A 25,938-nucleotide genomic window follows, 5' to 3' on the forward strand; every position below is an offset into this window, starting at 1 on the left:
AGCGCCTAAGGCGATAGATCGCGCCGGAAGCATTCAGCTTGGGCCAAGCCCAAGGCGTGCAGCCGCCCTACCCGGCCCAAGGATGAGCCGAGAGAGGACAGCGTGTGAGCAAGGGGCAGAGGCGCAGCCACTAAGAAGCGAGATGGCTAGGAGTAGAGGCTGTAGGCCACCGCAAACCGCGGTGGCGCGCGCGTCTTAGGCGACAGAGCCGCGTGCGAGCTGCTCCTTGGTTGCACGCAGCGTGGCCGTGGTGACGCGATCTTCACCGGCCAATCGGGCCGCGCGCTCGGCCGCGTCACGCAACCGCTTGGCAGCCGAGATGCGGGTCAGGACCGGGGTCGCCTCGAGGATCTCGTCGAGCAAGCGTTGCGCATCCGTGTCCCAAGGCAGTTCCCGGTGCATCCGGGACGGTGTCGCCTCGACCTGATCGAGGTCGGTGCCGAGCGGCAGGATATTGAACAACGCGTCGAAGAGCGCGTTACAGACCTCCTGGATCAGGTAGGTCGCCCCCGAGTAGCCCATGAACGGCGTGCCGGTGTGGCGCCGAATAATAGTCCCAGGCAGCGAGGCCGGGATAAACGCCGCGCGCCCGCCGATCTCGGCCAGATACATGCGCTCGTTGTAGCCGCCGAACAGGATCAGCGGTGTCTGCCCGTGCACGGCCTCGCGCACCGCATCGTTATCCGGTTTCTTCCCCGGTCGACGTGGGACGGCGAAGTTGCAAGGCAGCCCCATCTCATCCTCGAGGAAATGGCGCACGCCACGGGTATAGGTCTCGGTCGCGGCGATGCCGAAGCTGGCGGTGCCAAAGAAATCTTGCGTCACCGAGCGCCACAGATCCCAGATCGGCTTGATCGTGGTGTGCTTCTCACGCTCGATGAAGGGCTCCGGGTCGAGCCCGAGCAGCTCACCGAGTGCACGCAGGAAGTTCGTCGTGCTGTGCAATCCGATCGGCGCCTGCAGATAGGGCTTCTCGAGCGCCTCGCACAGCTTGCGGCCAAACTCGCGGTAGAGGCAGACATTGACCTCGGCATCGGCCAGGCGCGGCACATCGTCGAGGTGGGTGCCGAGCGGGAAGGTCAGGTTGACCTCGGCGCCGATGCCCTCGATCAGCCGCCGGATCTCGGCGAGATCCGACCAGGTGTTGAACATCCCGTAGATCGGGCCGATGAGATTGACCAGTGGCTTGTCGCCTTCCTTGCGCGCCCTCGCCTTCGCCGTCTTGGCCCGCCGCTTCGCGCCGGCAGCGCCATATTGATGCCACAGCCAGACGATGGCGCGATCGGCGCTCTGCCACTGATCCTCGTCGATGGTGCGCGGCAGGAAGCGCTGGATCGGCGTGCCGGAAGGCGTCACCCCGCCGCCGATCATCTCGGCGATGCTGCCGGTGACGACCACTGCCGGCTGCTCGGGATCGAGGGTCGAGAAGGCACGCCGCATGGCGTTCTCGGTGCCATCCTGCCCCAGCTCCTGCTCGCCGAGCCCGGTGACCACCACCGGCAGTTCATGCGGCGGCAGCGCATCGGTGTAATGCAACACCGCAGTGACCGGCAGATTTTCACAACCGACCGGCCCGTCGATGATCACCGACAGGCCCTTGACCGCCGTGAACACATAGACCGAGCCCCAGTAGCCGCCCGCGCGATCGAGATCCTGGATCAGCATCAGCCCTGACCTCCCGGGTGGGCGGTCTTAGGCGTGGGCTGGTTACCCGGCTTCTTCGCTGGTTTCTTCACGGCTGGACGTGGTCGCGGGGCCGGCTGCTGATCCCAGACCCCGGCGGTGTCGCCCTCACCGACCCCGGCGAAGAACGCCGTCATCTTGTCGAAACGCGCCTGGTTGGCGAGCGCGGCATTGACCACCTGCGCGAGCGAACCCGCCCCGGCCGGCCCCATCAGCGGCCGCGCCGAGATCAGATTGGTGAAATAGAGCGCCGGGATCGACTGCTCCTTCGCATGCTGCACGACCGGCGTGGTGCCGATGGCCAGATCCGGCTTCACCGCATCGACCGCCGCCTTGTCCTGCTCCAGCGTGGCGCGGAACTGGACCACCACGCCCTTGGCTTCGAGCCAGTCGCGATCGGCCTCGGACCAGGGTGTGCGCGGCGTGGCGGTGCCGACATAGGGCACCCGTGCCCCGCTCTCGATCAGCAGGCGCGCGACCAGCAGCTCCGAGCCCTCGTAGCCGGAGACGATGATGGTGCCATCGATCGGCGCCTTCGCCATGGCCCCTTGGATCGCGGGCAGGAAGGTATTCTTGGCCGTGGCGATCCTGTCCTCGGCGACGTTGCAGGCCTTGCCGATGGCCTCGAGCCAGGCGGCGGTGCCATCGTAGCCCACCGGCGCCGAGCCGACCACGGCGCGCCCGGCCTGCTGGAACTCGCGGATCGACGCGGTGTAATAGGGATGGATGGCGGCGACGGCGGCGCAGTCGAGCGCGGCATAGAGTTCCCGCCACTCGCGCGTCGGCACCACCGGCCCGGTGGCCAGCCCCAGCGGCGCGAGCAGGGCGCCGATGCCGACCGGATCGGCTGGGAACATCTCGCCGAGCAGCGTCACCGTCGGCTGCTCGCTGCGCCCGCCGCGCGGCGCCTGTACCGGGCCCTGCTCGGCCTCGCCGCGCGCATAGCGCAACATGGCGCTAGCCAGCACATCCTTGGCCTCGGCATGCGTGGGCACCCCGAACCCTGGGACGTCGATGCCGATGATGCGCACGCCATTCTGCGCCTTCGGCAGCAAGCGCAGCGGCACCCCCGAGGCGGTCGGCACGCACAGGTTCATCACCACCACGGCGTCGTACTTGTCTGGATCAGAGAGCTGCTGGACGGCCTCGCGCACATCCTCGAACAGCTTGCCGGTGACCAGCGTCTCGGAATCGAAGGGGACATAGCCGACGCTGCGCCGCGCACCATAGAAGTGCGAGGTGAAGCTCAGCCCATAGACACAGCAGGCCGAGCCGCAGAGGACGGAGGCGGTGCGACGCATACGCAGACCGACGCGCAAAGACCCAAAGGCCGGACACATGGTTTGGGGCTGATCATGGGGTCCGGTGGGATAGTCGGTCGCCAAGCGCTCGAGCACTTCGCTCTTACCCGCCGCTTCCGCGGCTCGGCGCAATTCATCGCTGCCGGCGTGGCAGCCCCGGGCCTCGCCGCCGAGTGCTGCATCGTCGCTCGACAGTGAGGCCGAAGAGTGTTCTGGAGTGGCTTGCGGGGGCACGGATGGCATCGGAGTCGCTGTCTCAGGCCTCGTCGTAGACCACTTCGAGGGACGGCTTATTGAGGTCCGCCGCATGGCACATGTCCTCGATGGTCGCGGGCTCGAGCACGACATCGCGCCCCACCGCATCGCTCGCGAACAGACCGAGCAGCTCATCCTGGCTGAGCGGTTTGGCGCGCAGTGGCGGCGCTTCGGCGGCATTCACGCCCAACTCCTCGAACAGCGGCGCCCAGGTCCCACCCGGCACGCCCACGATCTGATAGGCCGCGCTCTTGCGCCGGATGTCGTCATCGGCCGGAATCGAGGCCAAGACCGGAATCCCGACCTTCTGCGCCCAGGCCTGCGCCTCGCCGGTGCCGTCATCCTTGTTGATGACGATGCCGGCGACGCCGACGTTACCGCCGAGGCCCCGGAAATATTCGACCGCCGAGCAGACATTGTTGGCGACGTAGAGCGATTGCAGATCGTTGGAGCCGACGACGATGACCTTCTGGCACATATCGCGCGCGATCGGCAGACCGAAGCCGCCGCAGACCACATCGCCAAGGAAATCGAGCAAGACGTAGTCGAAGTCCCATTCGTGGAAACCGAGCCCCTCGAGGATCTCGAAGCCGTGGATGATCCCGCGCCCACCGCAGCCGCGGCCGACCTCGGGGCCACCCAGTTCCATCGCGAACACCCCATCGCGCTTGAAGCAGACATCACCGATGGCGACCTCCTCGCCGGCGGCCTTCTTCTTCGACGAGGTCTCGATGATGGTGGGACAGGCCTTGCCGCCGAACAGCAGCGTGGTGGTATCGCTCTTCGGGTCACAGCCGATCAGCAGCACCTTCTTGCCCTGCTGCGCGAGCATGTAGGAGAGATTGGCGAGGGTGAAGCTCTTGCCGATACCACCCTTGCCGTAGATCGCGATGATCTGGGTCTGCTTGATCGCGGGCGCCGCGCTCGACGAGGCGGCGGACTGCTCGGGCAGACCGACGTTCACGGCGCCAGCTGTGGCGGGGGCATTAGCCATGCATTCCTCTCCAATCGAGAACCATCTTCAGACAGGTGGGATCATCGAAGGCCGTCTCGTAGGCGGCAGCGGCCTCGGCGGCGTCATAGCGATGGGTGATCAAGCCCTCGAGCGACAGCGTGCCAGCCTCGATCAGCGCGCGCACGGCGCTCAGATCGGCCTCGCGGAACTCGGCCGCGACGCGCAGGCGCAACTCGCGCATGAAGGCGGGCGGGAAATCGAACGCGAGCGGCGCCTCGTAGAACCCGGCGAGCACGATTTCGCCACCACGCGCGAGCCGGCCGATGAGCGTATCGAGCAGCGCGCTGTCGCCGCTGACATCGCAGATCACCGCATAGTCGAGCCGCTCGTCGGTGTCGGGATCGATCACCTCATAGCCGGCGGCACCGCTCGCGCGTGCCGGGTTGGTCTCCCAGACCACCGGCGGCGGCGCCCCGAGTGCGAGCGCGACCCGCGCCAGCAGCCGGCCGAGGACCCCATGGCCGACGATCAGATCCGGGCAGGTCTTGCCCTCGCCGGCGATGGCATGATGGGCGGTGGCGGCAAGCGCCATCAACACGCCCTGCTCGCCCAGCGTAGCGGGGATCGGCAGCAACCGCGCACCGGGCACCACGATCCGGGCGGCGGCGCCGCCGAACAGGCCGTTGACGTCGCTATAGCAGCGCGCGCCGGGCACGAACACCAGTTCGCCCTCGCTGCGACCGCTGTCGACGCCGGCCTGTGTGACACGTCCAACCGACTCATAACCCGGCACCAGTGGGTAGCCCATGCCAGGAAACACCGGCATGCGCCCGGTCCACAGCAGCCGCTCGGTGCCGGTACTGATGCCGCTGTAGTCGATCTCGACCACGCAATCGGCCGCGCCCGCCGGAGTCAGACCGACGCGTCTGACCGCGAGCTGCCGTGGTTCATCGAGGACGACGGCTAAGGTGGAGAGTTCGGACGAGGCGTTCACGGTGTTGCGTTACAGTCTCTTTGGTTGAGTGTCAGTCTAGCTTGACTCTGTGCTATGTCAAGTCTGATTTACACTTCGCACGCGCGCCTCAAACCGCTGTCGCGACCAGGAGACGGGTCTGCATCGGACGGCGGGTTGGGCGTAGCTGGATGCCGCCAAAGCCCGCCTCGCGCAGCATCGCCTCGAGTTCATGGGGCGGGCGCGGTCGACCACTGCCCATCGCCAGCAAATAGAGGCCGAAATAGGCATCGCCGATCGGCTCGGCGCCCGGCGTCTCGGCCATGGGCTCAGCCAGCAGCAGGGTCGCGCCGCGCTCCAGCGACGCCCGCACCGCCTGCAGGATCTGCAGCGCCTGGTCGTCGTCGTGGTCATGCACCACCCGCACCAGCGAGCAGATATCCGCCCCTTGCGGCAAGGGCGTGCGCAGCAGATCGCCGCCGATGGCCTCGGCGCGCTCACCGAGCCCGAGTGCGTCGAAGCGCTGTTGGGCGCGCTCGGCCACCGCAGGCAAATCGAACAGCCGGAGCTTGAGATGCGGCCACCGCTCGGCCACGGCAAGCAGGAAGTTGCCCTGACCGCCACCGACATCCATCAAGCAGCGATGCGACTGCAAGGAATAGGCATCGAGCACATCACCCGCGACGAAGGCGTTGGAGACACTCATCAGCTCGCTGTATTCGCGCACCGAGGCATCGGCCTCCTGCGCCGGATCGAGCGAGCTGGCATAGGCCCAATAGCGGCCCAGCTCGGTCTGCGCCTTCTCGCCGCGCAGCAGCGCCAGCGGGTCCTCGAGGTCGCGATAGAGCATCTGGTGGTGCTTGACCATGGCGGCGATGCCGGGATTGGCGAGCATCGCCGCGCCATGATTCCCAAGACCGAAGCGCGGCGAGCCCTCGCCATCGACCCCTCGACGCTCCAGCAGATCCAGCGCCACCGCCGCGCGCAGGAACCGATCCGCCTGTGGCTCGGTCATCCGCAGGCGCGGCGCCAGCGTGGACAGCGCCAGCGGCCCCTCGGCCAACTGGTCGACCAGCTCGAGTTCGACACAGGCGTAGAGGATCTGCGAGTAGACGAAGCCCGCCGTGATATCGAAGAGCGCGCGCGCCCGGCGCCGGGCGATCGGGCGCGTGAGCGGAAAATCGGCCGCCCAGCGCTGGAAGCCAGGACGCGCAATCAAACGATTACGCCATTCGCGCCAATCGAAGCTCAGTCCCATGCGCGCTTCCTCAGTGGCCCGTGGCGGCCAGTCGCTGCGCGAAATCATCGGCGATCGGCGGCGGCAGCAGGCGCTGCATCTCGCCGACCACCAGCGCCCGCAGCTTGTCGGCGCCGGGACAGGTCGGGATCGAGTCCAGCGCCTCGCGGATCAGGCCGACCAGGCGCTCGAGGGCGCCATCGACGCCCAGCGCCGCGACCGCACTCGGGCGCGCATGCGCCGCATCCTGCCCCACCGGCTTGCCGAGTTCCTCGGCATCGCCGGCGACATCGCGCAAATCATCGGCGACCTGATAGGCCTCGCCCAGATTCGCACCGAGGGTGCGCCACTCAGCCGGATTGCGTCCCGCCGCGGCGGCGCCGGCCTCGGTCGCGGCGGCGAACAGCGCGGCGGTCTTCTGGCGGTGGTACTCGCTCAGCTCGACCTGCTCCTCGCACTCCCAGGCCTGACCGGCCACGATGCCATCCTTGAGACCGACCGCCCGACCCACGATCATCAACAATGGGGCCAGACGCTCGGGATGGCGCAAGGTGTGCCAGGCCAGATTCTCGAACGCGAGCACGATCAATCCATCCCCGGCCAGCACCGCCAGCCGCTCGCCATAGGCACGATGCACCGAGGGTTGTCCACGGCGCATGTCGGCATCATCAAAGCAGGGCAGATCATCGTGGACCAGCGAGGCACAGTGGAGCAGCTCCAACGACGCGGCGGCCGCATCGGTCACCGCCGGCACATCGTCACCACAGGCCAGGGCCACGGCGAGGCAAAGCCGCGGACGCACGCGCGAGGCCGGCGTCAGCACGGCATGACGCACGGCCTGGCGCAGCAGCGGCGGTGAATCATCGCCCATGCCCTTGGCGATGGCGGCCTCCAGGGCCTGCTCGATCCGCTGCAAGGCATCCATTGGTGTGTCCTCGTGATGAGTGGGTTGATCGTGATGGTGTCGGTCGGTCACACCGAGAGGTCATGTAAGATAGACAGCTCCCCAAGGAGCGTCAAACGACCGGGATCAACTCTCGCGTCGATAACCCCCAAGACAGCTGATCGGATGCGAGGTAGAAGGTGGCAACGGAGCGAGTCGTGATCGTAGGGGCCGGCATCGGCGGATTGACCTCGGCCATCGAGCTGGCCGCGCGCGGGCTCGAGGTGACCGTGCTCGAGCGCGCCGGCGCTCCCGGCGGCAAGATGCGCGAAGTGCAGGTCGGTAAGGCACCGCTCGACGCTGGCCCGACGGTACTCACCATGCGCTGGGTATTCGAGGCGATCTGCGAGGCCGCCGGCAGCTCGCTCGCGGCCGAGGTCGATCTCGAGCAGGCCGAGGTCTTGGCGCGACACGCCTGGAGTGCCAGTGAACGCTTGGACTTGTTCGCCGATCTTGAGCGCTCCGCTGACGCCATCGCCGCCTTCTCCGGCCCGGCCGAGCGGCAGCGCTTCCTCGCCTTCAGCGAGGATGCCAGGGCGATCTACCGTACCCTCAAGGAACCCTTCATCAGCGCGACCCGGCCAAGCCCAGTCGGATTGGTGCGACGGGTCGGCCCCGGCGGCCTCGGCGGGCTGATCAATATCAAGCCTTTCGCCACCATGTGGTCGGCGCTCGGCGAGCATTTTCGCGACCCCAGGCTGCGCCAGCTCTTTGGACGCTACGCGACCTATTGTGGCTCCTCGCCATACGCCGCGCCGGCCACGCTGATGCTCGTCGCTCATGTCGAACAGGATGGCGTCTGGCTGGTCAAGGGCGGCATGCACCAGCTCGCGCAGGTCTTTGCCGGGCTCGCGCAACGCCTCGGTGCTACCTTCCGATATCAGGCCGAGGTCAGCGAGATCACGCTCGAGCGTGGCCGTGTCGATGGCGTCACACTGGCCAACGGCGAGCGCATCCCCGCTGATGCGGTCATCATCAACGGCGACACCAATGCCGTCGCCTCCGGCCTCTTCGGCAAACGAGTCAGCCGCGCCGTGCCGGCCACACCACCCCCGGAGCGCTCGCTCTCGGCGATCACCTGGAACCTAGTTGCCAAGGCCGAAGGCTTCCCGTTGAGCCGGCACACGGTCTTCTTCTCCGGTGATTATCAAGCGGAATTCGACGACATCCTGAAGCACCAACGCATCCCGCGCGCACCGACGGTCTACATCTGCGCGCAGGATCGCGACGCCCATGACGGCCCAGCCCCCGAGGGCCCAGAGCGATTACTGTGCCTCGTCAACGCGCCGGCCATCGGCGACACCCATTCCTTCAACCGTTCAGAGATAGAGCAATGCGCCCAGAGCACCTTCGGCTTATTAGAACGTTGCGGCCTGCATATCCAGCAGGACCCAGCGCACGCCCAGGTGACGACGCCGACGGTCTTCGAGCAACTGTTCCCAGCCACGGGTGGGGCGCTATACGGCCGCGCTTCCCATGGTTGGATGGCCTCCTTCTCACGACCGGGGGCACGCACCAAGATCCCGGGACTCTATCTGGCGGGCGGCAGTACACATCCGGGGCCGGGCGTGCCGATGGCGGCGCTCTCGGGCCGGCTAGCGGCCGCCAGCCTGACGGCGGACCGCGTTTCGACCAAGCGCTAACCCCGAACAGCTACCATTGGTGGTACGTCGACGCGCTAAGCGATGATGGCGACTACGGCATCACCCTCATCGCGTTGATCGGCAGCGTCTTCTCGCCCTACTACGCCTGGGCCCGCCGGCGTGGCCGGGGTGACCCGGAGCACTTCTGCGCGCTCAATGTCGCGCTCTACGGCAAGGATCGCACCGCCTGGGCGATGACCGAGCGCGGCCGCGGCCAGTTGCAGCGCGACGCGCGCGAGTTGGAGATCGGCCCGAGCCGCATCGAGTGGGACGGGTCCGCGTTCACCGTTCACATCGACGAGCGGGGCGCGCCACTGCCCAAGCGCATTCAGGGAACCGTGCGCGTGTATCCGAAAGCCTTGACCGAGGGGCCGATCACACTCGATCCCGCTAGCCGTCATCGCTGGTGGCCGATCGCCCCCGAATCGCGCGTCGAAGTCAGGCTAGAACGACCGGGATTGCGTTGGTCCGGCAGCGGCTATCTTGATAGCAATAGCGGAGACGAACCGCTCGAGCACGGTTTTCACGCATGGGATTGGTCGCGCGCCAAGCTGCGCCGGGGCTCCGCCGTTCTCTATGATATGACCTTCCTCGATGGTGGCCGCCGCTCGCTTGCATTTCGCTTCGATGGCGCCGGTGGCACGGAAGCGTTCGAGCCGCCGCCACCCGCACACCTGCCAAAGACCTTCTGGTGGCGCATCCCGCGCGCCACCCAAAGCGACGCAGACAACCGCGCCAAGGTGCTCGAGACGCTCGAGGATACGCCCTTCTACGCGCGCTCGACCATCAGCGCCCAACTTCTTGGCGAGCCGGTCACCGCCATCCACGAAAGCCTTGCGCTCACGCGTTTCAAGACGCGCTGGGTGCAAATGCTATTGCCATTCCGGATGCCACGGATCACGGCCGGCGAACGCACATAGGGCGTCGTTACCCCGGACGATGAAGCGCGTATTTCAGGGTAAGTTCAAGGCTCAGGCCCACCGATGAAGCCCTGGCCAGGCATCCCCGATCACCAGGGCCGGTAGGTCAGCCCGGGGATGCTGCGCTCATTGATCCGAGCCGGCAGAGCATGGACGAGCGCTTCGAGTTCCGCACGGTTGACATAACGGCCGAACGAGGCCTTAGCGGCATCGAGTGGAACCTCGACGTAATAACGCTGCTGATCCGGCTCCGGAAGCACCTGCAGCGTGTTGTCCTCGGCATCCAAAATCCCGAGGTAGTCATCCTCAGATTGCAGGCGATCGAGCATCTGCTCACAGATCGCCTTGGCGCTCATCTCGACCGCACTCACCGAGGAGACGCGCTCGCCAGAACGGTTGATCAAGTAGAAGACACGAAAAAGCATGGTGGTGTTCTCTCTCGACGCCAATCGTCCAATCGACACCCAAGCCTTTCATAGTATCATCAGAATGGCTTTGCTGAATATCAGGTGTTCCGGAGCATCCTCATGGCGTTTCTCAAGCTCAAGCTGCACTGGCAAATCCTGATCGCCCTGGCGTTGGCCATCATCGTCGGCCTGCTCGTCGGCGAGGATGGCAACCTGTTCGGCGTGACGTTCTCGGCCGTCTTCGACTTCATCGGCCAGCTCTTTCTGAACGCACTGAAGATGCTGATCGTACCGCTGATCGTCTCCTCGATCATCATCGGCGTGGCCAGCCTCGGCGACTCCGATAACCTGGGGCGGCTCGGCGCCAAAACCATCGGCTACTACGCGCTGACCAGCCTTCTGGCCATCCTCATCGGCCTCAGCGTGGTCAACCTGATCCAACCCGGTGTGGTCGAGGGCAGCGCGCAAGAGATCTTTGGCCTGAACGCCAACGCCGCCGAGTTCGAGGCCCAATTCGCCGACAAGGGTGCCGACGACATCGTCGCCATCTTCCTGCGCATGATCCCGACCAACGTGGTCGATGCGGCCGCCAATACGCAGATGCTTGGACTGATCTTCTTCAGCCTGCTGTACGGGTTCTTCATGACCCGGATCGCGAATCAGCACGCCGAGGTGCAATACAACTTCTTCAACGGCATGTTCCAGATCATGATGAAGATCACCGATCTGGTGATGCGCTTCGCGCCGCTCGGCGTCTTCGCGCTGGTCGCCAAGACGATCGCCAGCACCGGCCTCGAGGCCTTCATCCCGCTGGCGCAATTCTTCTTCAGCGTGGTGCTGGCGCTTGGACTGCATTTCCTCGTCACCCTGCCGCTGTTGCTGCACGTCCTCGGCGGCGTCAGCCCGCTGCGCCACTATCGCGCCGTCAGCCCGGCACTGCTGACCGCATTCTCGACCGCGTCCTCCTCGGCCACGCTGCCATTGACCATGGAATGCGTCGAGAAAAACGCTGGCGTTTCGAACAAGACGACGAGCTTCGTGCTCCCCCTCGGCGCCACCATCAACATGGACGGCACTGCACTCTATGAATGTGTCGCAGTCATGTTCATCGCCCAGGCCTATGGCATCGAACTCGGGCTCGCCACGCAGTTCATCGTCGTTCTGCTAGCGCTGCTGACCTCGATCGGGGTCGCCGGCATCCCGGCCGCGAGCTTAGTCGCCATCGCCATCATCCTCTCCGCGGTCGGCCTGCCGCTCGAAGGTCTGGGATTGCTGCTCGCGGTCGACCGCATCCTCGACATGCTACGCACCGCCGTGAACGTGACCGGCGATTCCGCCGGCGCCGTGATCATCGCCAAATCCGAGGGCGAGCAAGGCATCCTTGAACCAGAGCCAGGAGCGGCGCCGGCCTAGCCAGAGCATAAAACAGCCTAAGCCCTAGTCGTCGCACGCACTCCCCTCGTGCTGCCTGCCCCAGCCCTAGGGCGCGGTCTTTGCGGCCCGCGAACGGCGGTGTGCCGACAGTCACCGACGGCAAGCGCCCGAACCTCACGAGGATGCGCGGCCGCGGCATGCACGCACGGCCAGCGCTATTCCCCAAGGCTCAACCCTCGTCCGCGAGCATACGCTCGGCCGTCCCCGACTCGAGGCCGAACTCCTCCTCGACCATCGCGTTCCAGGCCTCGCGCTTGAAGGTCTGCTCGCTCGGCACATGCCGATGCACGAGGTTGTAGTGGCAATCGATACAACTCTTGCCGTCGGTCTCTTCCTGGTGGATGGCCGCCGTGTTCGCCCGCTCGCCCTGGATCGCCTCCAGGGTGTGACAGCGCTTGCAGGTCGCCGAATCGCGTTTGCGGAACCAGTCACGAGCGGCGAACGCCGCCTCCGGCAGGTGCAGGAGGTTGATCACCGGATCATCGTAATCGGGTCCGAAGAGCTGCTTAATCAGGTCCTTGGTGCCGATCGCATGATCATAGGTGGCCATGATGATGCCTTCCGAGACATGGCAGTCGCCACAGCTCGCGCGCACACCCGAGGGGGAGTCGTAGTGTGGGGTGTCGCGGTAGCTCACCTCGGCGTAAGTCATCGAGTGACAGGTGGTGCAGAAGGCGTTGGAGCTGGTGTAGTGGTCGAACTCGATCAGGAAGAACATGAACACCACGCCGCCGAGGCCCCCGGCAACGAGCGCGAAGAGGACATGACGGGTGATGAACGGCGCCACATTGAGCTTGATCATTGGTCGCCGCCCTCCTCGTCTTCGCCCTCGCCCTCGCCCTCGTCAGCGGAGGTGGCCGCAGTCGGCTCCGGCTCCGGCGCCTCGGGCTGAGGTGGCATCCACCCCAGGATCGGATTGCCCTGCGCGGTCTCATTCAGCCAGGCGTGCTGACCGCTCGCGGCCAGGATCGGGTCGATGAGTTCGGCCGCCTGCTCGCCGGCGACTGCGCGCGCTTGCGGCAGAAAGCGGCTGTAGAAGTTGCGCCCGACCAGGTACATCCCCTCCCACCAGGCGTGATTGGCGCTCATCATCGAGGCACCGTGGCGGGCGCGCGCGCCCTCGTCGTGCCAGAGTTCCCAGTAGGTGAATTCGAGCGGCTCGTCGAACGGCAGCGGGCTAAGCAGGCCATGCTCGTAGAGCGCGCGCATGATCGCCTGCGCGGGCTCGCCGAATTTGCTGTTGTAGAGTTCGACGACGTTGTCGAACTGAGTCATGAAGCTCTCGGTGAAGGCCTTGCCGTGGCACTCCAGGCACACCAGGCTCATCACCCCGCGCCGGCGCTCGGGTGCGATCACGGCGCGCACCTTGGCGAGGCTGCCGTCGGTCTTCTCCAGCTCGCTGCCGCGCCGTGGCGGCGCCTCGTTGGCGGGCCGTTCGAGCTTGCTGCCGTCCTCGAACAGCACCAGGTACTGCTGGTGCGAGACCGGCTGATTGAGGTTCCAGGCATTGCGCAAGCCGACATCGTGGGTGGCCGGGATCTTGCCAGCCGCACCCATGTGGCAGGTCGTGCAGGTGGGCGCGGCGGTGTAATCCTGACCGGCGATCCAGGTGTCGCCATCGAGGTTCATCTGATCGCGTTGCGCGGCATAGAGCATGCCGTGCTTGGAAGCCTCGAACACCTCCTTGTCCGGCGAGTCGGGGCCGGAGTGGCAGCGCACGCAGGCGCTCGGCTCGCGCGCCTGCGCCTTGGAGAAGGCGTGGCGCCCATGACAGGACGAGCAAGAGCCCTTGGAGCCGTCGGGGTTGACCCGGCCGATGCCGGAGTTGGGCCAGGTCGCCGGGTCCAGGGTGCCGTCGCCCAGCACCTTGACCCGCGAGCCGTGACACTGATCGCAGCCCGCCACCTGCATCGCGCCGCCGGTCATCTGATGCGCTAGCGCCGGGATGCGGGTCTCGATCTTCGCATAGGCCTCGGCGTGCACCGAGCCGGCTTGCTCCTCGTATTCCTTGGTGTGGCAGCGCCCGCAGTCCTTGGGCGAGACGATGGTGGCGATGATCTCGCCCTCGTGTTCCATGGCATCGACATCCGCGGCCTCGGCCTGATGGCAATCCAGGCAATTGATTCCGGCCTCCCGATGGGCGCTCTCATGCCATTGGCGCACGAGCCCGGCCGATGATTTCTCATGGCAACTCACGCAGCGCTCGCCGGCCGGATTTCCCCAATGCTCGGCAGAGAGTTCGACCTTGGCCGCCTGCGCAGCGCCCGCTGCGAGCAGCACGCACACACCGGCCACCATCAGGTTCAAGGGGATCAGGATCAAGGGACGCGGACAGGATAACGACGCGATCATCAAGACAGGCCTCATCATGCGACAAGAGATAAAAAGCGGACCGAACGAGCTGATCAGAAAAATAAGCGAACACTTATTTGCTGAATCACTTATCTAGTGAATCACTAATACAGCTCACTCCATCACCATTGACCGAGTCCTGATTACAGCAGCATCGAATACGAGCGGCAATACAGGGTATTGACCTTGGGCATGCTCGCAACCGATCATGCCGCCGCAGAATCGTCACAAAACCGACTTCCGAAGGAGGATGTCCCTGATGCTGCGTTCCGTCTCTCTCCACGCCATGGCCACCAGCGCGCTGCTGCTGGCGAGCGCGCCTACCCTCGTCATCGCCGACGAAGAACCCATCCACCATGTCTCCGCCGAGGTGTGCTCGAATTGCCACCAGGAGATCTATCGCCAGTGGAAGGGCTCGATGCACGCCCAGAGCACCGCGCTCGAGGATCCGATCCATGGCACCTTCTACCAGATGGTCGCCGGCTCCCCGACCGAGGAAGGCGTGCTGCACAAGGCCTCGGGCAAGTACCCGATCTGCCTGCAGTGTCACGCCCCCAACGCCGCGCTCGATCAGCGCACCAAGCTCGACGCGAAGGTGGCCTATAGCGAAGGCGTCAACTGCGTCGCCTGTCACACCCTGAAGACCTACAAGGGCATCGAAGGCGAGGACGGCAAGCTGCGCCTCGGCATCCAGGCCTATGAGCTGTCCGACAAACTGCAGGCGCCGCTCGGCATCAAGGACGGCCTCGCCCAGCTCGCGGCCGCCGGTGACGATCTTTTCGGTGGCGCCGGCCTCGGTGCGGATAGCTCGCAGAAGCCCAATCCTCATCGCGGCGAGCCGATCGTCTTCGACGGCCAGATCATTCCGGCCCTGCCGATGGAGGCCAATCCGCGCCTGGTCAAGAGTTCCGATGCCTGCATGGGCTGCCACGACCAGCGCGACAACCCGCATGGGGTACCGCTGTGCCAGACCGGCAACGAGTACCGGGATAGCCTCTCGAACGTCAACTGCCTGTCCTGTCACATGCCGGTCGCCGAGGGCATCGCCGATCACAGCATGGGCGGTGGGCACAGCCCGGCGATGCTCAAGCGCGCGGTGATCTTCGATGTCAACGCGGTTGCGAACGGCGACACCCTCGAGACCACCGTCTATCTGAAGAACCAGTTGCCGCACGCGATGCCGACCGGCGCGCCGTTCCGCAACCTGTTCATCAAACTCACCGCCTATGACGATCAGGGTGAGGTGATCTGGGAGAATGCCGAGGGCCATCCGGCGCAGTCCGACCCGCAGGCCTATCTCTCCTACGCGCTCGCCGACGACGAGGGCATGCCGGCACCACCGCCCACGGCGACCGAACCAGGCGAGGACACCCGCCTGCGTCCACACGAGGAACGCGAGCTGGTCTACGAGATCCCGGCCGAAGGCGTCGCCCTGGTGCGCGGCGAACTGTTCTACAACCTGCTCTGGCCCGGACTCGTGAAGAAATTCGATCACCTGCCCACCGAGCTGACCGACCCGGTGATGATCGCCGAGTTCGAGCAGATGCTGAATGTCGAGTGAGCGTCAAACCGCACCTTCGGGTGCGGTTTTTTATTCGGTCAGGCGGCCCTCGCAGCTGATCAGGCTTTGCAACACCACCTCATCCGGGCCGCTCTGCCCCCAATCACAGGGCTCATCGTCCTCGCGCGACCAGCAGACCTTGACCTCGAGGCCAAGCCACGCCGGCTGCGCGGCATCGGCGGGGTTTGGATCCGGAGCGGTCGATCGGCGCAGGATCTGATACTCGGACGTCGCACCCTGGTGCACCGCGCTGGTCTCGTCCTCGAGCGTGCAGGTGCCGCTCGCTACCTGAAAACGGGCCAGAGCGACCTGGGTTTGCGCCAACTGCATCGCCTCTGCCTCGACCCGAGCGGGCGCGATCTCTTGCAATAAGCGCGCATTCAGACGCGCGAGGCCAAACGCGCCGACACTCAAGACCACCAGCGCGATCAAGGCCTCAATGAGGCCGAAGCCTCGCGCTGGGACGGATGGAGGCGCGGTCATCGATCTCATCGCATCCGCGCGCCCTTATCGTGTCGACCAATCGCGCCAGGTGCCGGGCTTGGGGGCCGATGTGCCAATCCGGCCGCGAACGCCGTCCAGCACCTCCGAGTCGTATGTGACCAACGCCTCGATGGCCTCTGCTGCTTCTGTCGTCTCCCCAAGCGCGCCTTCGACGATCAAGGCACCGTGGATCTCGGGGCTGCCCACGAACTCGATCGAGCCTCTCACATAGACCACACCCCAGATGCGTGGCGCGCCGCCCAGCCAATCGCCATCGATCACCAGCACAATCGGCTGATCCCGGGAGCCGAGGGTTTGCTCAGCCGGCAGCACCGTATCGCCCTTGAGTACGATGGCCTCGGCGCGAGCGCCGCCATGCTCGGCGAGGATGGCGGCCTGGTCGGCAGCGATCACCCGCTCCGCCAGGCGTGCTTCGTAGGCGGCGAGATCGGCCACGCCCATGTACTGGCGAAAGAACATCGCTGCGTCTGTAGCGGTGTCCTTGTGGATCACCGCAGTGTCCTTGGCCGCGCTTCTCACCTCGTGACCGACCTTCGGCAGCGCCTGCGTGGCCTGCACGATCAGATGCCGCGCGATCTCGTCATCGCTCCAACCGCAGGCGGCGATCAGCGGTGTGCGCAGATAGCGCGCCTCGGTCGCTTGCGGCGGGCTATCCGACGCTGAAGCGCCAGCGGTTGCTGATGAATCGTCCGTCTCAGACGATGTGCCCGGCTCCCCATCCAGCCGGTCGCAGGTGGGCGGACCCGGCGCATCGGGACAGTTGATCGAGCGCTGTGCGGCATCCTCGGGGTCGCAATAGGCGGCTCGGTAGGCACCGGTGACGCGATTCGCTAACGGCGTGATCTCATCGGCGACGCCGCCTTGGTCGCGATCGAGTCCGAGCAGCCGACCCGTATGCGCGTCCCGCGCGGCGAGCAACGCGAGGGCGTGCGCCATGCCGGCTTCGGCGGCGAGGAAGGCCTGTCGCGCGCGGTGCTGATTGGCCGCCATGCGCTGATCCATCTGCGTGGTGCGCGAGACGCCGATCGACAGGAGCGTGGCCAGGCTCAAGACCAAGACCGTCACCGCCAGCGTCGTCGCCCCGGTTTGGAGGTGTGGGAGGCGAACGCGGACGCATGGGATCATGACCAACCCCGCTCAGTCCGAGGCCGTGATACTCACGACCCGATGATTGCGCACGAACACCGCTTGCGTCCGGCGCGCGTGGATCGTCGGATCCTGGGTCAGCGACCCTTCGAGGGTGATGTGGACCAGTCGGGTTTCGATCAGCTCAATCGGCAAGGCCGTGTCCGATGCCTCCGCGCTGGCCGCCTGATGGTCCGCCTTGGCGGCCTCATAGAGCGTAACCCCGGGCTGACAGCGCTGTCCCTCGGCGCTCGCGCCGGTGTCGCGACGACGACAGTGGTAGTCGATCGAGAACACCGGCTCTTCGCGCGCGATGCGCACGCTCGCCGGATCGGTCAACCCGTGCCATTGACCGCCGCTGTTGCACGCTTTGAGATCGCCACCGCCTTGTCGCACCTTGAGGATGTGGTCATCGACCTTGAAGCCGAACAGTTCGTAGGAACCGCTGATCTTATCATCAGCGTCGTGTTTCCAAGACCCATCCTGGTTGGCGTCATAGGTGAAGACGAGACAGGCGCCATCTTCGAACAGCGCCAAGTCGGAGACACCATGCTTGGTGAACGCCGAGCCACCGAAACCGGCGCGCCGGATATCGGTGACCATCATGTCCATCGCCGCCCGCAGCTCGGCATTCAAGCGCGCCGCGCCCAGAATATCGGCGGCGTAGCGCAGATTGACTGTGTACAGGGTCAATGCAGAGAGCATGACGAGCAGACCCACCGTCAGCCCGATCATCAACTCGATCAGGGACAACCCCGTTTGCCGGCCCGGCCAGCACCGGAGGATGAGGATTCGCGACCGGCGCCGGCTCATCAGCATTCGGGCAGGCCCAGGAGATCGTCCGAGCACAGCTTCACCCGGCCAAGGGGGGCCACCTTGATGGTGATACTCGACGAATCCGCGCCGGTGAGCCTCAGGGTGCCGGCGCTCGAGCATTTGCCGAGCTTGCGCTCGAACCGATAAGAGGTGCGGTTCGAGGCCAGAGCGACACCCGGAAAGCCCTCGCTGGTGAGGCTGTGCACCTGCCGATCCGCCCCGCCGCCATACTGGCACGCCCCCACCACCGAGCAATCGCAGTCTCGGTCGTTGGCGATCGCCAGACACCAGCCGTCGCCGGCCGGCCCGGCCTCGCCCGTGCTGACCACGACGAAGAGATCGCGATACTGTTTGATCGCCTCCGAGCGCGCGAACTGCAGCAGTGAATAGACCGCCTCGGCGCTATTGCGCAACCGCGCCCGCTCCTGGCTGCCCTGAAAGGACGGGATGCCGATGGCCAGAAGGATCGCCAGCAGACTCATGGTGATGAGCAACTCGATCAGCGAGAGGCCCGCGCGTTCGCGACCCGTGCATCCAACGCCTCCAGCACGACGGCGACGTCGCAGCCGGTTGCGTTGCCTGCCGCGCGTCACCAGCATCACCTCATCCAACAGTCGGCCGGTGTCTTCGCGTTGTTCTGATCCAGGGTCAGTCGTCGGCAATCGGTGTCCGCCGACTGCGCGCCTGTGGTCTTGGCTTCGGCCTCGAGGACATAGGAGGCGGTGTCGGCCTGGCGGATGCTGAATGCGTAGTCATCGGTGTCGGGCAGCACACAGTCGCCGTCGCTCAGGCAATCGGCATAGCTCGGATGCCGCAGGCGGTGGCGTTCGAGCGCCTGTTGCAGCTCGAGCAACCCGGTCTGGGCCTGCACACGCCGCGCGCTGATCACGTAGTCCTGATAGCTCGGGTAGGCCAGCACAGCGAGCACGCCGATGATGCTGAGCGCGATCATCAGCTCGATCAGGGTGAAACCGGAGCGCGCACGGGCGATCCGCTGTCGATGCTCGATCATATCCGCACCCTCTGTCCTGCACGGTTGCCTTTAAGTTGGATGTCGCTGGCCTGCCTGGCGCCGTTCACACGTCACGCCGTCGCCGCCGCGCCAGCAGGCCCAGCGCGCCGAGGCCAAGCAGGGCCGCGGTGGCGGGTTCGGGGACGGCGTTGGTGGGCTGGTCGTCGGTGACGAGCGTGAAGTTGGGCGCGAAATATCCGGTGGTGTTGAAAAGGACGTCGCCCGTCGGGTTGCCGGCGCTGAGGGCGTAGCGTGGCGCGCCGTAGGTCAGGCCCGACTGGGGCGTCACGCTGCTGACGTTGACCGGAGCGGCCTCGGAAAATGCGATTTCGCCCTCCGCAATGGCGGTGTAACCGCCGGTCGGCAGCATCGTGTCGGTGATATCGATCTCCAGCCACTGTCCGCCCGGCGGCGTATCCCCCGTGAACACGTCGGTGGTCGCGCTGCTGAATGACGCCTGGATTCCGCTCAACGGCGTCGTGGTTCCGTCGTCGGGGTAGATCGACACCAGCACCGACCCCGGGTCCAGCCAGCCATCGGCGCCCTTGTCGTAAAGCAAGAGCGAATCAACTTCGACGGGGTTGGTGGCCGTAAAGCTGAACCCGAACGTGGACGTGCGATCAGCGACCGACACGACGGTGATTCCGCCCTCATAGTCGAAGGCGAGCGCGGCGTGGGCGGGGGCGACGGGTCCGAGGTTTACGGCGACAACGGACGTGAGGATGATCAGGGCCGAGAGGATACGAGTCATGGGAGTCTCCTTTTGTTTGCAGGCGATACTTCGTGACGGGCGCGCTGTGTCGACACCTGTTCAGGCCGTGACCCGGTCTCGTCGCCGCCGCGCCAGCAGGCCCAGCGCGCCGAGGCCAAGCAGGGCTGCGGTGGCGGGTTCAGGGACGGCGTTGGCAGGGGTGTCGGGGGCCGCACTGATCGTCAAACTGGTGGGGGAGACATCTTCGCCGCCCTCTTGCCAGGAAAACCGGCCGTCCTCGTTGGTGACGGCGTACGTTCCGACCGGAAACAGATCGGATAACGAACTCACCGTCGTGGGATCCACCCACGCAAGCGGAAGGATGACGTCGAACTGCATATCGGCGAGTGTGTTGCCATCGAACGTCAGGCCGATGTCGCTGTCTTCAGCTCCCACGCCCATGCTCAGATACGTCTGGCCGCCGCTGGAAAAGGCGAAGAGATAACCGAAGGGGTCCGAGGGCGTGCTGCTCGGGTAGGCGAATGCGCCGCCGAGTGTGGTGCTGGTGACGTTGGAGATGATCTGGGTTTGTCCGAGTTCTTCGGTGACGACTTCGACATACCCGGGGTTGCCGAACTCGATTAGGTCGTAGCCGGTGTCGCCGTTCTGGGCGTCGGTCACGGTGAGGGTGACCGCGAAGGGATCGTCATTGCTGTCGACGCCTGACCAATCGAACTGCAGCGGCGCAGCGAACACGGGGGTTGCGGTCAGGGCTGCGACAATGGTCAGGGGAACAAGGATCGCGAAGCGAAACATGGTGATTGCCTTTCGTTCAGTAGGGGTAAGTCTCGGGGTGACGCGAGGAGCCCGAGGCTCGCTGGTTGGCCAGCCCCGGGACAGTTGATGCTGAACAGCGTTCAGCTGTGTCTCCAGCGCCGCCGCGCCCGCAGGTTCAGGCCCGCGAGGCCGAGGCCGACAAGGACCGCCGTGCCCGGCTCGGGCACCGTGACCGCGGCTTGGCCGGGGATACGGAAATTGTCGATGCCGGCGAAGCTGCCGGGGTCTTTCCTGAGGGCGAGAGAGCTGACCGGTGCATCGAAGACAACGCCGAAGAAGTTGACCGGATCCTGGACCGTGAGGGTTTGGTTGAACACACCGCTGGTGACGTCAAGGTTCACTTCGTTGCCGCCAGAGTTGTTGTAATCGAACCCGAAAGCGATGACAGGGCTGCTGAAGCTGACGGTGAACCCTGCGGGATTGGCTACGAACAGATCGCCCAGGAGGAGAAAGTCTGAGCCGTCGACGGTGTTCGGGAGGCCGCCGTCGTTGGCCCAGATCGTGCCGATCTGGTTGGTGAGGCTATAGTCGCCACGATTGATCGGCAACGTCAGTTGGGTAAACCCGCCAAACGTCGTGCTGACGTCGTTGAAGTCGTCAAGGATGTCCGATGGTGCCCCGAGAGCAGAGTCAAAGCTTGCGATGTCGGTGTATATCGTGGGGATCGCCATCACGGGCGCAGCCGTGAAGGCCGCTAGCAGGACGGGGACGGAAAGGATTGTCGGATGCATACTCGTTCTCCCTAAAATATGGATAACGTGGGAACGTAAGTGCTGTGCTCAGGCCGCGAGGCGTCGCCGCCGTGCCAGCAGGCCCAGCGCGCCGAGGCCAAGCAGGGCCGACGATAAGCCGGATGATCGGGTCGGATCGACTGGAACTGCGCGGCTCTATGCAACCCGTACGCCATTAACTCTAAAATCCTGTTTTATAAGCACAAAAGAGCCAATAGTGCATCATTTGGATTGATAATTGTCAATTATGCTGACAGGTGGTTCGCGAATGCTGCTGAGCCTTAAGGCGCCGAGAGCGATTTCATCGCGCCAAACGATGCCAACGCGCTACTTGAAGGGCTCGGAGACATCGGACACCGCGACTTCGGCTTACGAAGCGGCCTGAATCGGCTGCTCACTGGTGGTCCGCCTTCCCTCGCGGCTCGCCGAAAACGCCGCCGCCCGGCATCTCGAGCACGAACAGGTCGTCCGGCTGCACCGCAAGGCCGTCGCTCGCGCCGAGCGACTCGATGCGTCACGGGGTAGACGCCCAGGCACCTTTCTTGATGCCACAAGGTTGACCTTGTGCTTCAAGCTCGGTGACCACGAACAGGATCTTGGTCGGCTCGGCAAGCAGATGTCGGAATAGTTGACAGCAATGCTCGGCCAAATTCAGCCATCGCCGGGGATTCCCCACTCGGGCGAATACAACAACGCCTTGAATGATGAAATCAATCTTTTCTTTGCACAGTGAGCGAGCACCAAACCGGTGCGATCATCCGTGTCAGAAACATTAACAATCCGTCGCCGCTTCCGCTCTGATTCGCGCCGCTTGAGGTCCTCAGAGCGGCGGCGTCAGCCATCCTTAGCCTCGGCGCAGGCGATACAGAGCGATGCCGCCGGATCAAGCTCCCTCATATGATTACGCGGGAACTCGCGAACAGGACTCATCGAGCAAGCGTCGGCGGGAGCTTTCGGCCCCGCCGCCGAGGTGATTGGTGGTACTGCTGTGCTCAGGCCGTCCGCCGCCGGCTCCGCGCCAGCAGGCCCAGCGCGCCGAGGCCGACAAGGGCCGCAGTGGCAGGTTCGGGGACGGCGTTGGTGGGTGGTGCTTCGGCCGCGGTGATGGCGAATCCGCTGTAGTAGCCGCCGTAGACTGCTGCGTAGCCGCCGCCGGTCGGCGCGTCGCTGACCTCGCCGTCGAAATCGTATCCCCATGCGGCGATGGAGCCGTCCGCACGCAGGGCATAGGCCGTCAGATCGGTGGCGGCGACCTGGATGAAGTCGTTGCCCGCGGGCACATCCGAGACGAGGCCGTAGCCGTCGTCCCCCCAGGCCACAAGGGACCCATCGGCGGCGATGGCGATGCCGTTATACGTGCTGGCGGCGATGTCGAGGAAGCCGGTTCCGGTCGGCATGTTGCTGACCTGGCCGTCGCTGTCGTAGCCCCACGCGGCGATGGAGCCGTCGGCAGCGAGGGCGTAGACGTTGGCGTACCAACTGGCGATGTCGGTGTACCCGCCGCCGGTGGGGATGTCCGTGATCTGGTTGCTGTCGTCATCGCCCCAGCCGTGGATGTAGCCCTGGTCGTCGAGCGCGAAGCCGGCGTAGTAGCCGCCGACGATCTGGTTGAAGTTGTTGCCCGTGGGGATGCCGGAGATTTCGCCCTCGCCGTCATCGCCCCATCCGAAGATGGCGCCGGTCGAGTCGATGGCGAAGCCGGTGTAGTAGGTCGTCGCGACGTCCTTGAAGCCCGTGCCCGTTGGGGCCTGGCTCACCTGTCCGTCGGAGTCGTAGCCCCATGCGGCGATCGAGCCGTCGGATCGCAGGCCAAGCCCGGTAGCGTAGAAGTTGGCGAAGTCGACGAAGTCGTTGCCCGGCGGGATGTCGCCGAGTTGGCCGGAATCCTCTTGGCCCCAGCCGACGATCGCGCCGGCGATGGCCAGGGCGGGCGTCGCCGCGAGGGCCGGCAGCATGAGTGTCAATGTCAGAAAGAAGCGACGGGGCATTCTTTGTCTCCAAGTTGGAATGCAGCGATTCAGAAAGTCGTGTGATGGAGGGCGATCTGCTTGGCGGTTGATGGTCATGGTGTTGGACTCCTTAGTTAGTGATTGGATGTCGCTAGCCTGCCTGGCGCTATTCACACGTCACGCCGTCGCCGCCGCGCCAGCAGGCCCAGCGCGCCGAGGCCAAGCAGCGCCAGCGAGGACGGTTCGGGGATGGGGTTGGTTGGGGGGGCGGGCGTCGCCGTGGCGCCGCCGCTGACGTTGTCGATGGCAAAGTTAGTTCCGCTGGACTCCCAGCCCGCGGGGGTTTGGATGAGCAGCCCCGTGATCGACGCGGCGGGGTCGGTCGTCAGGCCGAAGAAGCCTCGGTCGCCAACCGGCAGGCGGGGCAGGGCGACCGACTCCAGCAGCGTCGCCCCCGAGTAGAGTTCGATATCGAGATTGCCAAACGCAGGCGGGCTGGAGAATGGGATCAAGTGTCCCCAGAAGCTGTGGTCGAAGCCAAAGGCGGACACGCCGCTGGCGAATTCGATGCGCGCCTTGTGGCCGCCGGCGGGGTCGGTATCGGGCGACTGGCCGATCCGCGGCAGGAGGTAGGTCGTGCCGTCGATTGCGTAGTAGCCGCCGAAGTCGACCGGCGGCGCGTCGATCCGCTGGCCGTAAATGGTGCCGTGGGCGCCGGTTCCCGGAGCCGACACCGAGATCAGGCCCGTGTCGTAGGGACCGTAGGGGTCGCCCAACAGGACATCGGCGGTGATGCTGTTGAAGTCCTCCGTCCACTGCGACGCTCCGCCGACGAGGGCGGACTCCCAGGCGGTCCGGTTGTCGTAGGTGGTCGTCGGCAAGGCTGAGGCGGGGGCCGAGGCGAGCAGAGGTACTGCCGCCGCGACGATGGTCAGGGAAACAAGGATCGCGAAGCGAAACATGGTGATTGCCTTTTGTTCAGTAGGGGCAAGTCTCGGGGTGACGCGAGGAGCCCGAGGCTCGCTGGTTGGCCAGCCCCGGGACAGTTGATGCTGAACCGCGTTCAGCGGTGGCTCCAGCGCCGCCGCGCCCCCAGGGTCAGGCCCGCGAGGCCCAGGCCCAGCAGCGTCAGCGTGGCCGGTTCGGGGATCGGCGCCGGCGCCGCGGGGGCGACCCCAGCGATCTCGGCCGCCGTGATGGACCAGGCCGGGTCGCCATCTACGTCGAAATTATCCCAATTCGCGACCCAGTTGAATGCAAGCTCGTCGCCAGCCGTCAAGCCGGTGAACAGCACGGTGCTCGTTCCGGGGCCAAATTTGTTGCTCCATGCGTATTGGTCGGGGTCAGGCAAAAACCATGGATCGGTGTACCCACGGGACCCGGTCGTGAACGTGCCGAGGTCCACGCCAGCCCGTTGGTTCGGGCCCCCGTTGATGCTCACCAAGAGCTGCCCATAATCCGCCAGGCCAGAAACTTCCCAGTCGAAATCGTATTCGTGCTCGAAGGACAGGGTCAGCGTTGAGCCGCCGGCGATGACGGCCGGGGCGGCGAGCCACGATTGTCCGGAAGCTGATCCTGGGGCTCCCGGCGACTGGGGCACCTCCCACCGCCCGTCGGTCGCGTTCCACGTCCAGGGCAGGGCGGCGCCGGTTGTGCCGTTAGCCGTGAAGCCGCCGTCGTCGATGCTGAAATCATAGGTGATAAGCGCAGCGCTGGCCGGGCCAGCGAACAGCAGGGCAGCGGGCAGGAGCGCCGCAGCGACGAGCCTCGTCAAACGCACTTCACGAGTATCGGGCATTGAGTGTTCTCCTTGTGATTCCTGTGTCAGTGAACGCGTGACGAAGCGCTGAGATCGCGTGGGAATGGTGCATGGCATGGCGTTGTCTCCGATTGGCAAGTGTCCGACCAAGCGGCCGGCCGGGATGAAGCAGGTGGTCGACTGGCTTTCAACGCGTCCCAATCGATTCCGCGCCAGAGGGGCGAGTGACCCGGGCCTAACCGGGGAGATCAGACCATCAGGCGGTAGAGGCACCGCATCGGCCGCGGTGTCGGCGGCCTACCGGATCAGTACCAAGGTTGTTGATGCCCACAAGAAGCCGGATGATCGGGTCGGATCGACTGGAACTGCGCGGCTCTAAGCAAATCGTATGCCATTAACTCTAGAAGCCTGTTTTCTCAGCACAAAAGAGCCGATGGCGCATCACTCGGATTGAGAATTGTCAATTATGCTGACAGGTGGTTCGCGAATGCTGCTGAGCCTTAAGGCGCCGAGAGCGATTTCATCGCGCCAAACGATGCCAACGCGCTACTTGAAGGGCTCGGAGACATCGGACACCGCGACTTCGGCTTACGAAGCGGCCTGAATCGGCTGCTCACTGGTGGTCCGCCTTCCCTCGCGGCTCGCCGAAAACGCCGCCGCCCGGCATCTCGAGCACGAACAGGTCGTCCGGCTGCACCGCAAGGCCGTCGCTCGCGCCGAGCGACTCGATGCGTCACGGGGTAGACGCCCAGGCACCTTTCTTGATGCCACAAGGTTGACCTTGTGCTTCAAGCTCGGTGACCACGAACAGGATCTTGGTCGGCTCGGCAAGCAGATGTCGGAATAGTTGACAGCAATGCTCGGCCAAAGA

At 65.3% G+C, this 25,938-nt stretch carries 25 protein-coding genes and 1 pseudogene; 5 read left to right on the forward strand and 21 right to left on the reverse strand.

The features are described 5' to 3' along the window. Positions 1-195: 195 nt before the first annotated feature. From bchZ to CCR82_RS00435, 6 genes are all read right to left on the reverse strand, one after another. On the reverse strand, positions 196-1,665 hold the full coding sequence (bchZ, locus tag CCR82_RS00410) for a chlorophyllide a reductase subunit Z (RefSeq protein WP_201243233.1): 1,470 nt from the start codon (positions 1,663-1,665) through the stop codon (positions 196-198). After that, positions 1,665-3,227, reverse strand: coding sequence for a chlorophyllide a reductase subunit Y (gene bchY, locus CCR82_RS00415; RefSeq protein WP_201243234.1), 1,563 nt, complete (start codon positions 3,225-3,227; stop codon positions 1,665-1,667). The genes bchZ and bchY overlap by 1 nt, the downstream gene beginning before the upstream one ends. A gap of 13 nt (positions 3,228-3,240) precedes the next feature. Beyond that, entirely contained in the window at positions 3,241-4,233 is a 993-nt protein-coding gene (locus CCR82_RS00420) for a chlorophyllide a reductase iron protein subunit X (RefSeq protein WP_201243235.1), read from the reverse strand. Beyond that, a complete protein-coding gene (bchC, locus tag CCR82_RS00425) occupies positions 4,226-5,188 on the reverse strand; it encodes a chlorophyll synthesis pathway protein BchC (protein ID WP_201243236.1) in 963 nt (320 codons plus the stop codon). The genes CCR82_RS00420 and bchC overlap by 8 nt, the downstream gene beginning before the upstream one ends. An 88-nt stretch (positions 5,189-5,276) precedes the next feature. Continuing rightward, complete coding sequence (locus CCR82_RS00430; protein WP_201243237.1) at positions 5,277-6,404, reverse strand: methyltransferase; 1,128 nt, start codon at positions 6,402-6,404, stop codon at positions 5,277-5,279. A 10-nt stretch (positions 6,405-6,414) separates the two neighbouring features. Beyond that, on the reverse strand, positions 6,415-7,308 hold the full coding sequence (locus CCR82_RS00435) for a polyprenyl synthetase family protein (protein WP_201243238.1): 894 nt from the start codon (positions 7,306-7,308) through the stop codon (positions 6,415-6,417). A gap of 176 nt (positions 7,309-7,484) precedes the next feature. Here CCR82_RS00435 and crtD point away from each other — a divergent pair, with 176 nt between their 5' ends. After that, positions 7,485-8,969: a 1-hydroxycarotenoid 3,4-desaturase CrtD gene (gene crtD / locus CCR82_RS00440; RefSeq protein ID WP_338073058.1), complete on the forward strand. Its 1,485-nt coding sequence runs from the start codon at positions 7,485-7,487 to the stop codon at positions 8,967-8,969. Positions 8,970-9,043: 74 nt separating this feature from the next. After that, positions 9,044-9,889 (forward strand): carotenoid 1,2-hydratase family protein, encoded by an 846-nt coding sequence (locus CCR82_RS00445; RefSeq protein ID WP_207190881.1) that lies wholly within the window; start codon positions 9,044-9,046, stop codon positions 9,887-9,889. An 89-nt stretch (positions 9,890-9,978) separates the two neighbouring features. Here the strand turns inward: CCR82_RS00445 and CCR82_RS00450 are convergent, their stop codons facing one another. Beyond that, positions 9,979-10,314 (reverse strand): hypothetical protein, encoded by a 336-nt coding sequence (locus CCR82_RS00450; RefSeq protein WP_201243240.1) that lies wholly within the window; start codon positions 10,312-10,314, stop codon positions 9,979-9,981. A gap of 102 nt (positions 10,315-10,416) precedes the next feature. Between CCR82_RS00450 and CCR82_RS00455 the strand changes: the two genes are divergently transcribed. Then, positions 10,417-11,709, forward strand: a complete 1,293-nt coding sequence (locus CCR82_RS00455) for a dicarboxylate/amino acid:cation symporter (protein ID WP_201243241.1) — start codon at positions 10,417-10,419, stop codon at positions 11,707-11,709. A 190-nt stretch (positions 11,710-11,899) separates the two neighbouring features. Here CCR82_RS00455 and CCR82_RS00460 read toward each other — a convergent pair whose 3' ends face one another. Further along, positions 11,900-12,532, reverse strand: a complete 633-nt coding sequence (locus CCR82_RS00460; protein ID WP_201243242.1) for a cytochrome c3 family protein — start codon at positions 12,530-12,532, stop codon at positions 11,900-11,902. Then, on the reverse strand, positions 12,529-14,082 hold the full coding sequence (locus CCR82_RS00465) for a multiheme c-type cytochrome (protein ID WP_242513129.1): 1,554 nt from the start codon (positions 14,080-14,082) through the stop codon (positions 12,529-12,531). Before CCR82_RS00465 ends, CCR82_RS00460 begins: the two co-directional genes overlap by 4 nt. Before the next feature lie 259 nt (positions 14,083-14,341). Between CCR82_RS00465 and CCR82_RS00470 the strand changes: the two genes are divergently transcribed. Beyond that, positions 14,342-15,643 (forward strand): cytochrome c family protein, encoded by a 1,302-nt coding sequence (locus tag CCR82_RS00470; protein WP_201243243.1) that lies wholly within the window; start codon positions 14,342-14,344, stop codon positions 15,641-15,643. Positions 15,644-15,673: 30 nt separating this feature from the next. Here CCR82_RS00470 and CCR82_RS00475 read toward each other — a convergent pair whose 3' ends face one another. The 9 genes and pseudogenes from CCR82_RS00475 to CCR82_RS19200 all read right to left on the reverse strand — a co-directional run. Then, complete coding sequence (locus CCR82_RS00475; protein WP_201243244.1) at positions 15,674-16,126, reverse strand: type IV pilus modification PilV family protein; 453 nt, start codon at positions 16,124-16,126, stop codon at positions 15,674-15,676. 24 nt (positions 16,127-16,150) lie between these two features. Further along, complete coding sequence (locus CCR82_RS00480) at positions 16,151-17,272, reverse strand: pilus assembly PilX family protein (RefSeq protein ID WP_201243245.1); 1,122 nt, start codon at positions 17,270-17,272, stop codon at positions 16,151-16,153. A 12-nt stretch (positions 17,273-17,284) separates the two neighbouring features. Further along, the gene (locus tag CCR82_RS00485) at positions 17,285-18,091 is read right to left on the reverse strand and encodes a prepilin-type N-terminal cleavage/methylation domain-containing protein (protein WP_476702784.1); all 807 of its coding nucleotides are present in this window, start codon (positions 18,089-18,091) and stop codon (positions 17,285-17,287) included. Continuing rightward, entirely contained in the window at positions 18,085-18,687 is a 603-nt protein-coding gene (locus tag CCR82_RS00490; RefSeq protein ID WP_201243247.1) for a GspH/FimT family pseudopilin, read from the reverse strand. The genes CCR82_RS00485 and CCR82_RS00490 overlap by 7 nt, the downstream gene beginning before the upstream one ends. After that, a complete protein-coding gene (locus CCR82_RS18840) occupies positions 18,687-19,100 on the reverse strand; it encodes a type IV pilin protein (RefSeq protein ID WP_201243248.1) in 414 nt (137 codons plus the stop codon). Before CCR82_RS18840 ends, CCR82_RS00490 begins: the two co-directional genes overlap by 1 nt. 64 nt (positions 19,101-19,164) lie before the next feature. Next, a complete protein-coding gene (locus CCR82_RS00500) occupies positions 19,165-19,851 on the reverse strand; it encodes a PEP-CTERM sorting domain-containing protein (RefSeq protein WP_201243249.1) in 687 nt (228 codons plus the stop codon). 60 nt (positions 19,852-19,911) lie between these two features. Then, positions 19,912-20,607: a PEP-CTERM sorting domain-containing protein gene (locus CCR82_RS00505; RefSeq protein ID WP_201243250.1), complete on the reverse strand. Its 696-nt coding sequence runs from the start codon at positions 20,605-20,607 to the stop codon at positions 19,912-19,914. 101 nt (positions 20,608-20,708) lie between these two features. Then, positions 20,709-21,359, reverse strand: coding sequence for a PEP-CTERM sorting domain-containing protein (locus CCR82_RS00510; RefSeq protein ID WP_201243251.1), 651 nt, complete (start codon positions 21,357-21,359; stop codon positions 20,709-20,711). A 48-nt stretch (positions 21,360-21,407) separates the two neighbouring features. Further along, positions 21,408-21,482: pseudogene (locus tag CCR82_RS19200) on the reverse strand (hypothetical protein); the annotation flags it as partial. Between the two features lie 277 nt (positions 21,483-21,759). On the opposite strand from CCR82_RS19200, the gene CCR82_RS00515 reads away from it, so the two are divergent. Further along, positions 21,760-21,987: a hypothetical protein gene (locus tag CCR82_RS00515; RefSeq protein WP_201243252.1), complete on the forward strand. Its 228-nt coding sequence runs from the start codon at positions 21,760-21,762 to the stop codon at positions 21,985-21,987. A gap of 364 nt (positions 21,988-22,351) precedes the next feature. Here the strand turns inward: CCR82_RS00515 and CCR82_RS00520 are convergent, their stop codons facing one another. The 3 genes from CCR82_RS00520 to CCR82_RS00530 all read right to left on the reverse strand — a co-directional run bounded on the left by CCR82_RS00520 (position 22,352) and on the right by CCR82_RS00530 (position 25,106). Further along, the gene (locus tag CCR82_RS00520; RefSeq protein ID WP_201243253.1) at positions 22,352-23,347 is read right to left on the reverse strand and encodes an RCC1 domain-containing protein; all 996 of its coding nucleotides are present in this window, start codon (positions 23,345-23,347) and stop codon (positions 22,352-22,354) included. A 131-nt stretch (positions 23,348-23,478) separates the two neighbouring features. Further along, positions 23,479-24,270, reverse strand: coding sequence for a PEP-CTERM sorting domain-containing protein (locus CCR82_RS00525; protein ID WP_201243254.1), 792 nt, complete (start codon positions 24,268-24,270; stop codon positions 23,479-23,481). Between the two features lie 101 nt (positions 24,271-24,371). Further along, positions 24,372-25,106: a PEP-CTERM sorting domain-containing protein gene (locus tag CCR82_RS00530; protein ID WP_201243255.1), complete on the reverse strand. Its 735-nt coding sequence runs from the start codon at positions 25,104-25,106 to the stop codon at positions 24,372-24,374. Between the last annotated feature and the right edge of the window lie 832 nt (positions 25,107-25,938).

Source organism: Halochromatium salexigens (genome assembly GCF_016653295.1).
Classification (GTDB): domain Bacteria; phylum Pseudomonadota; class Gammaproteobacteria; order Chromatiales; family Chromatiaceae; genus Lamprobacter; species Lamprobacter salexigens.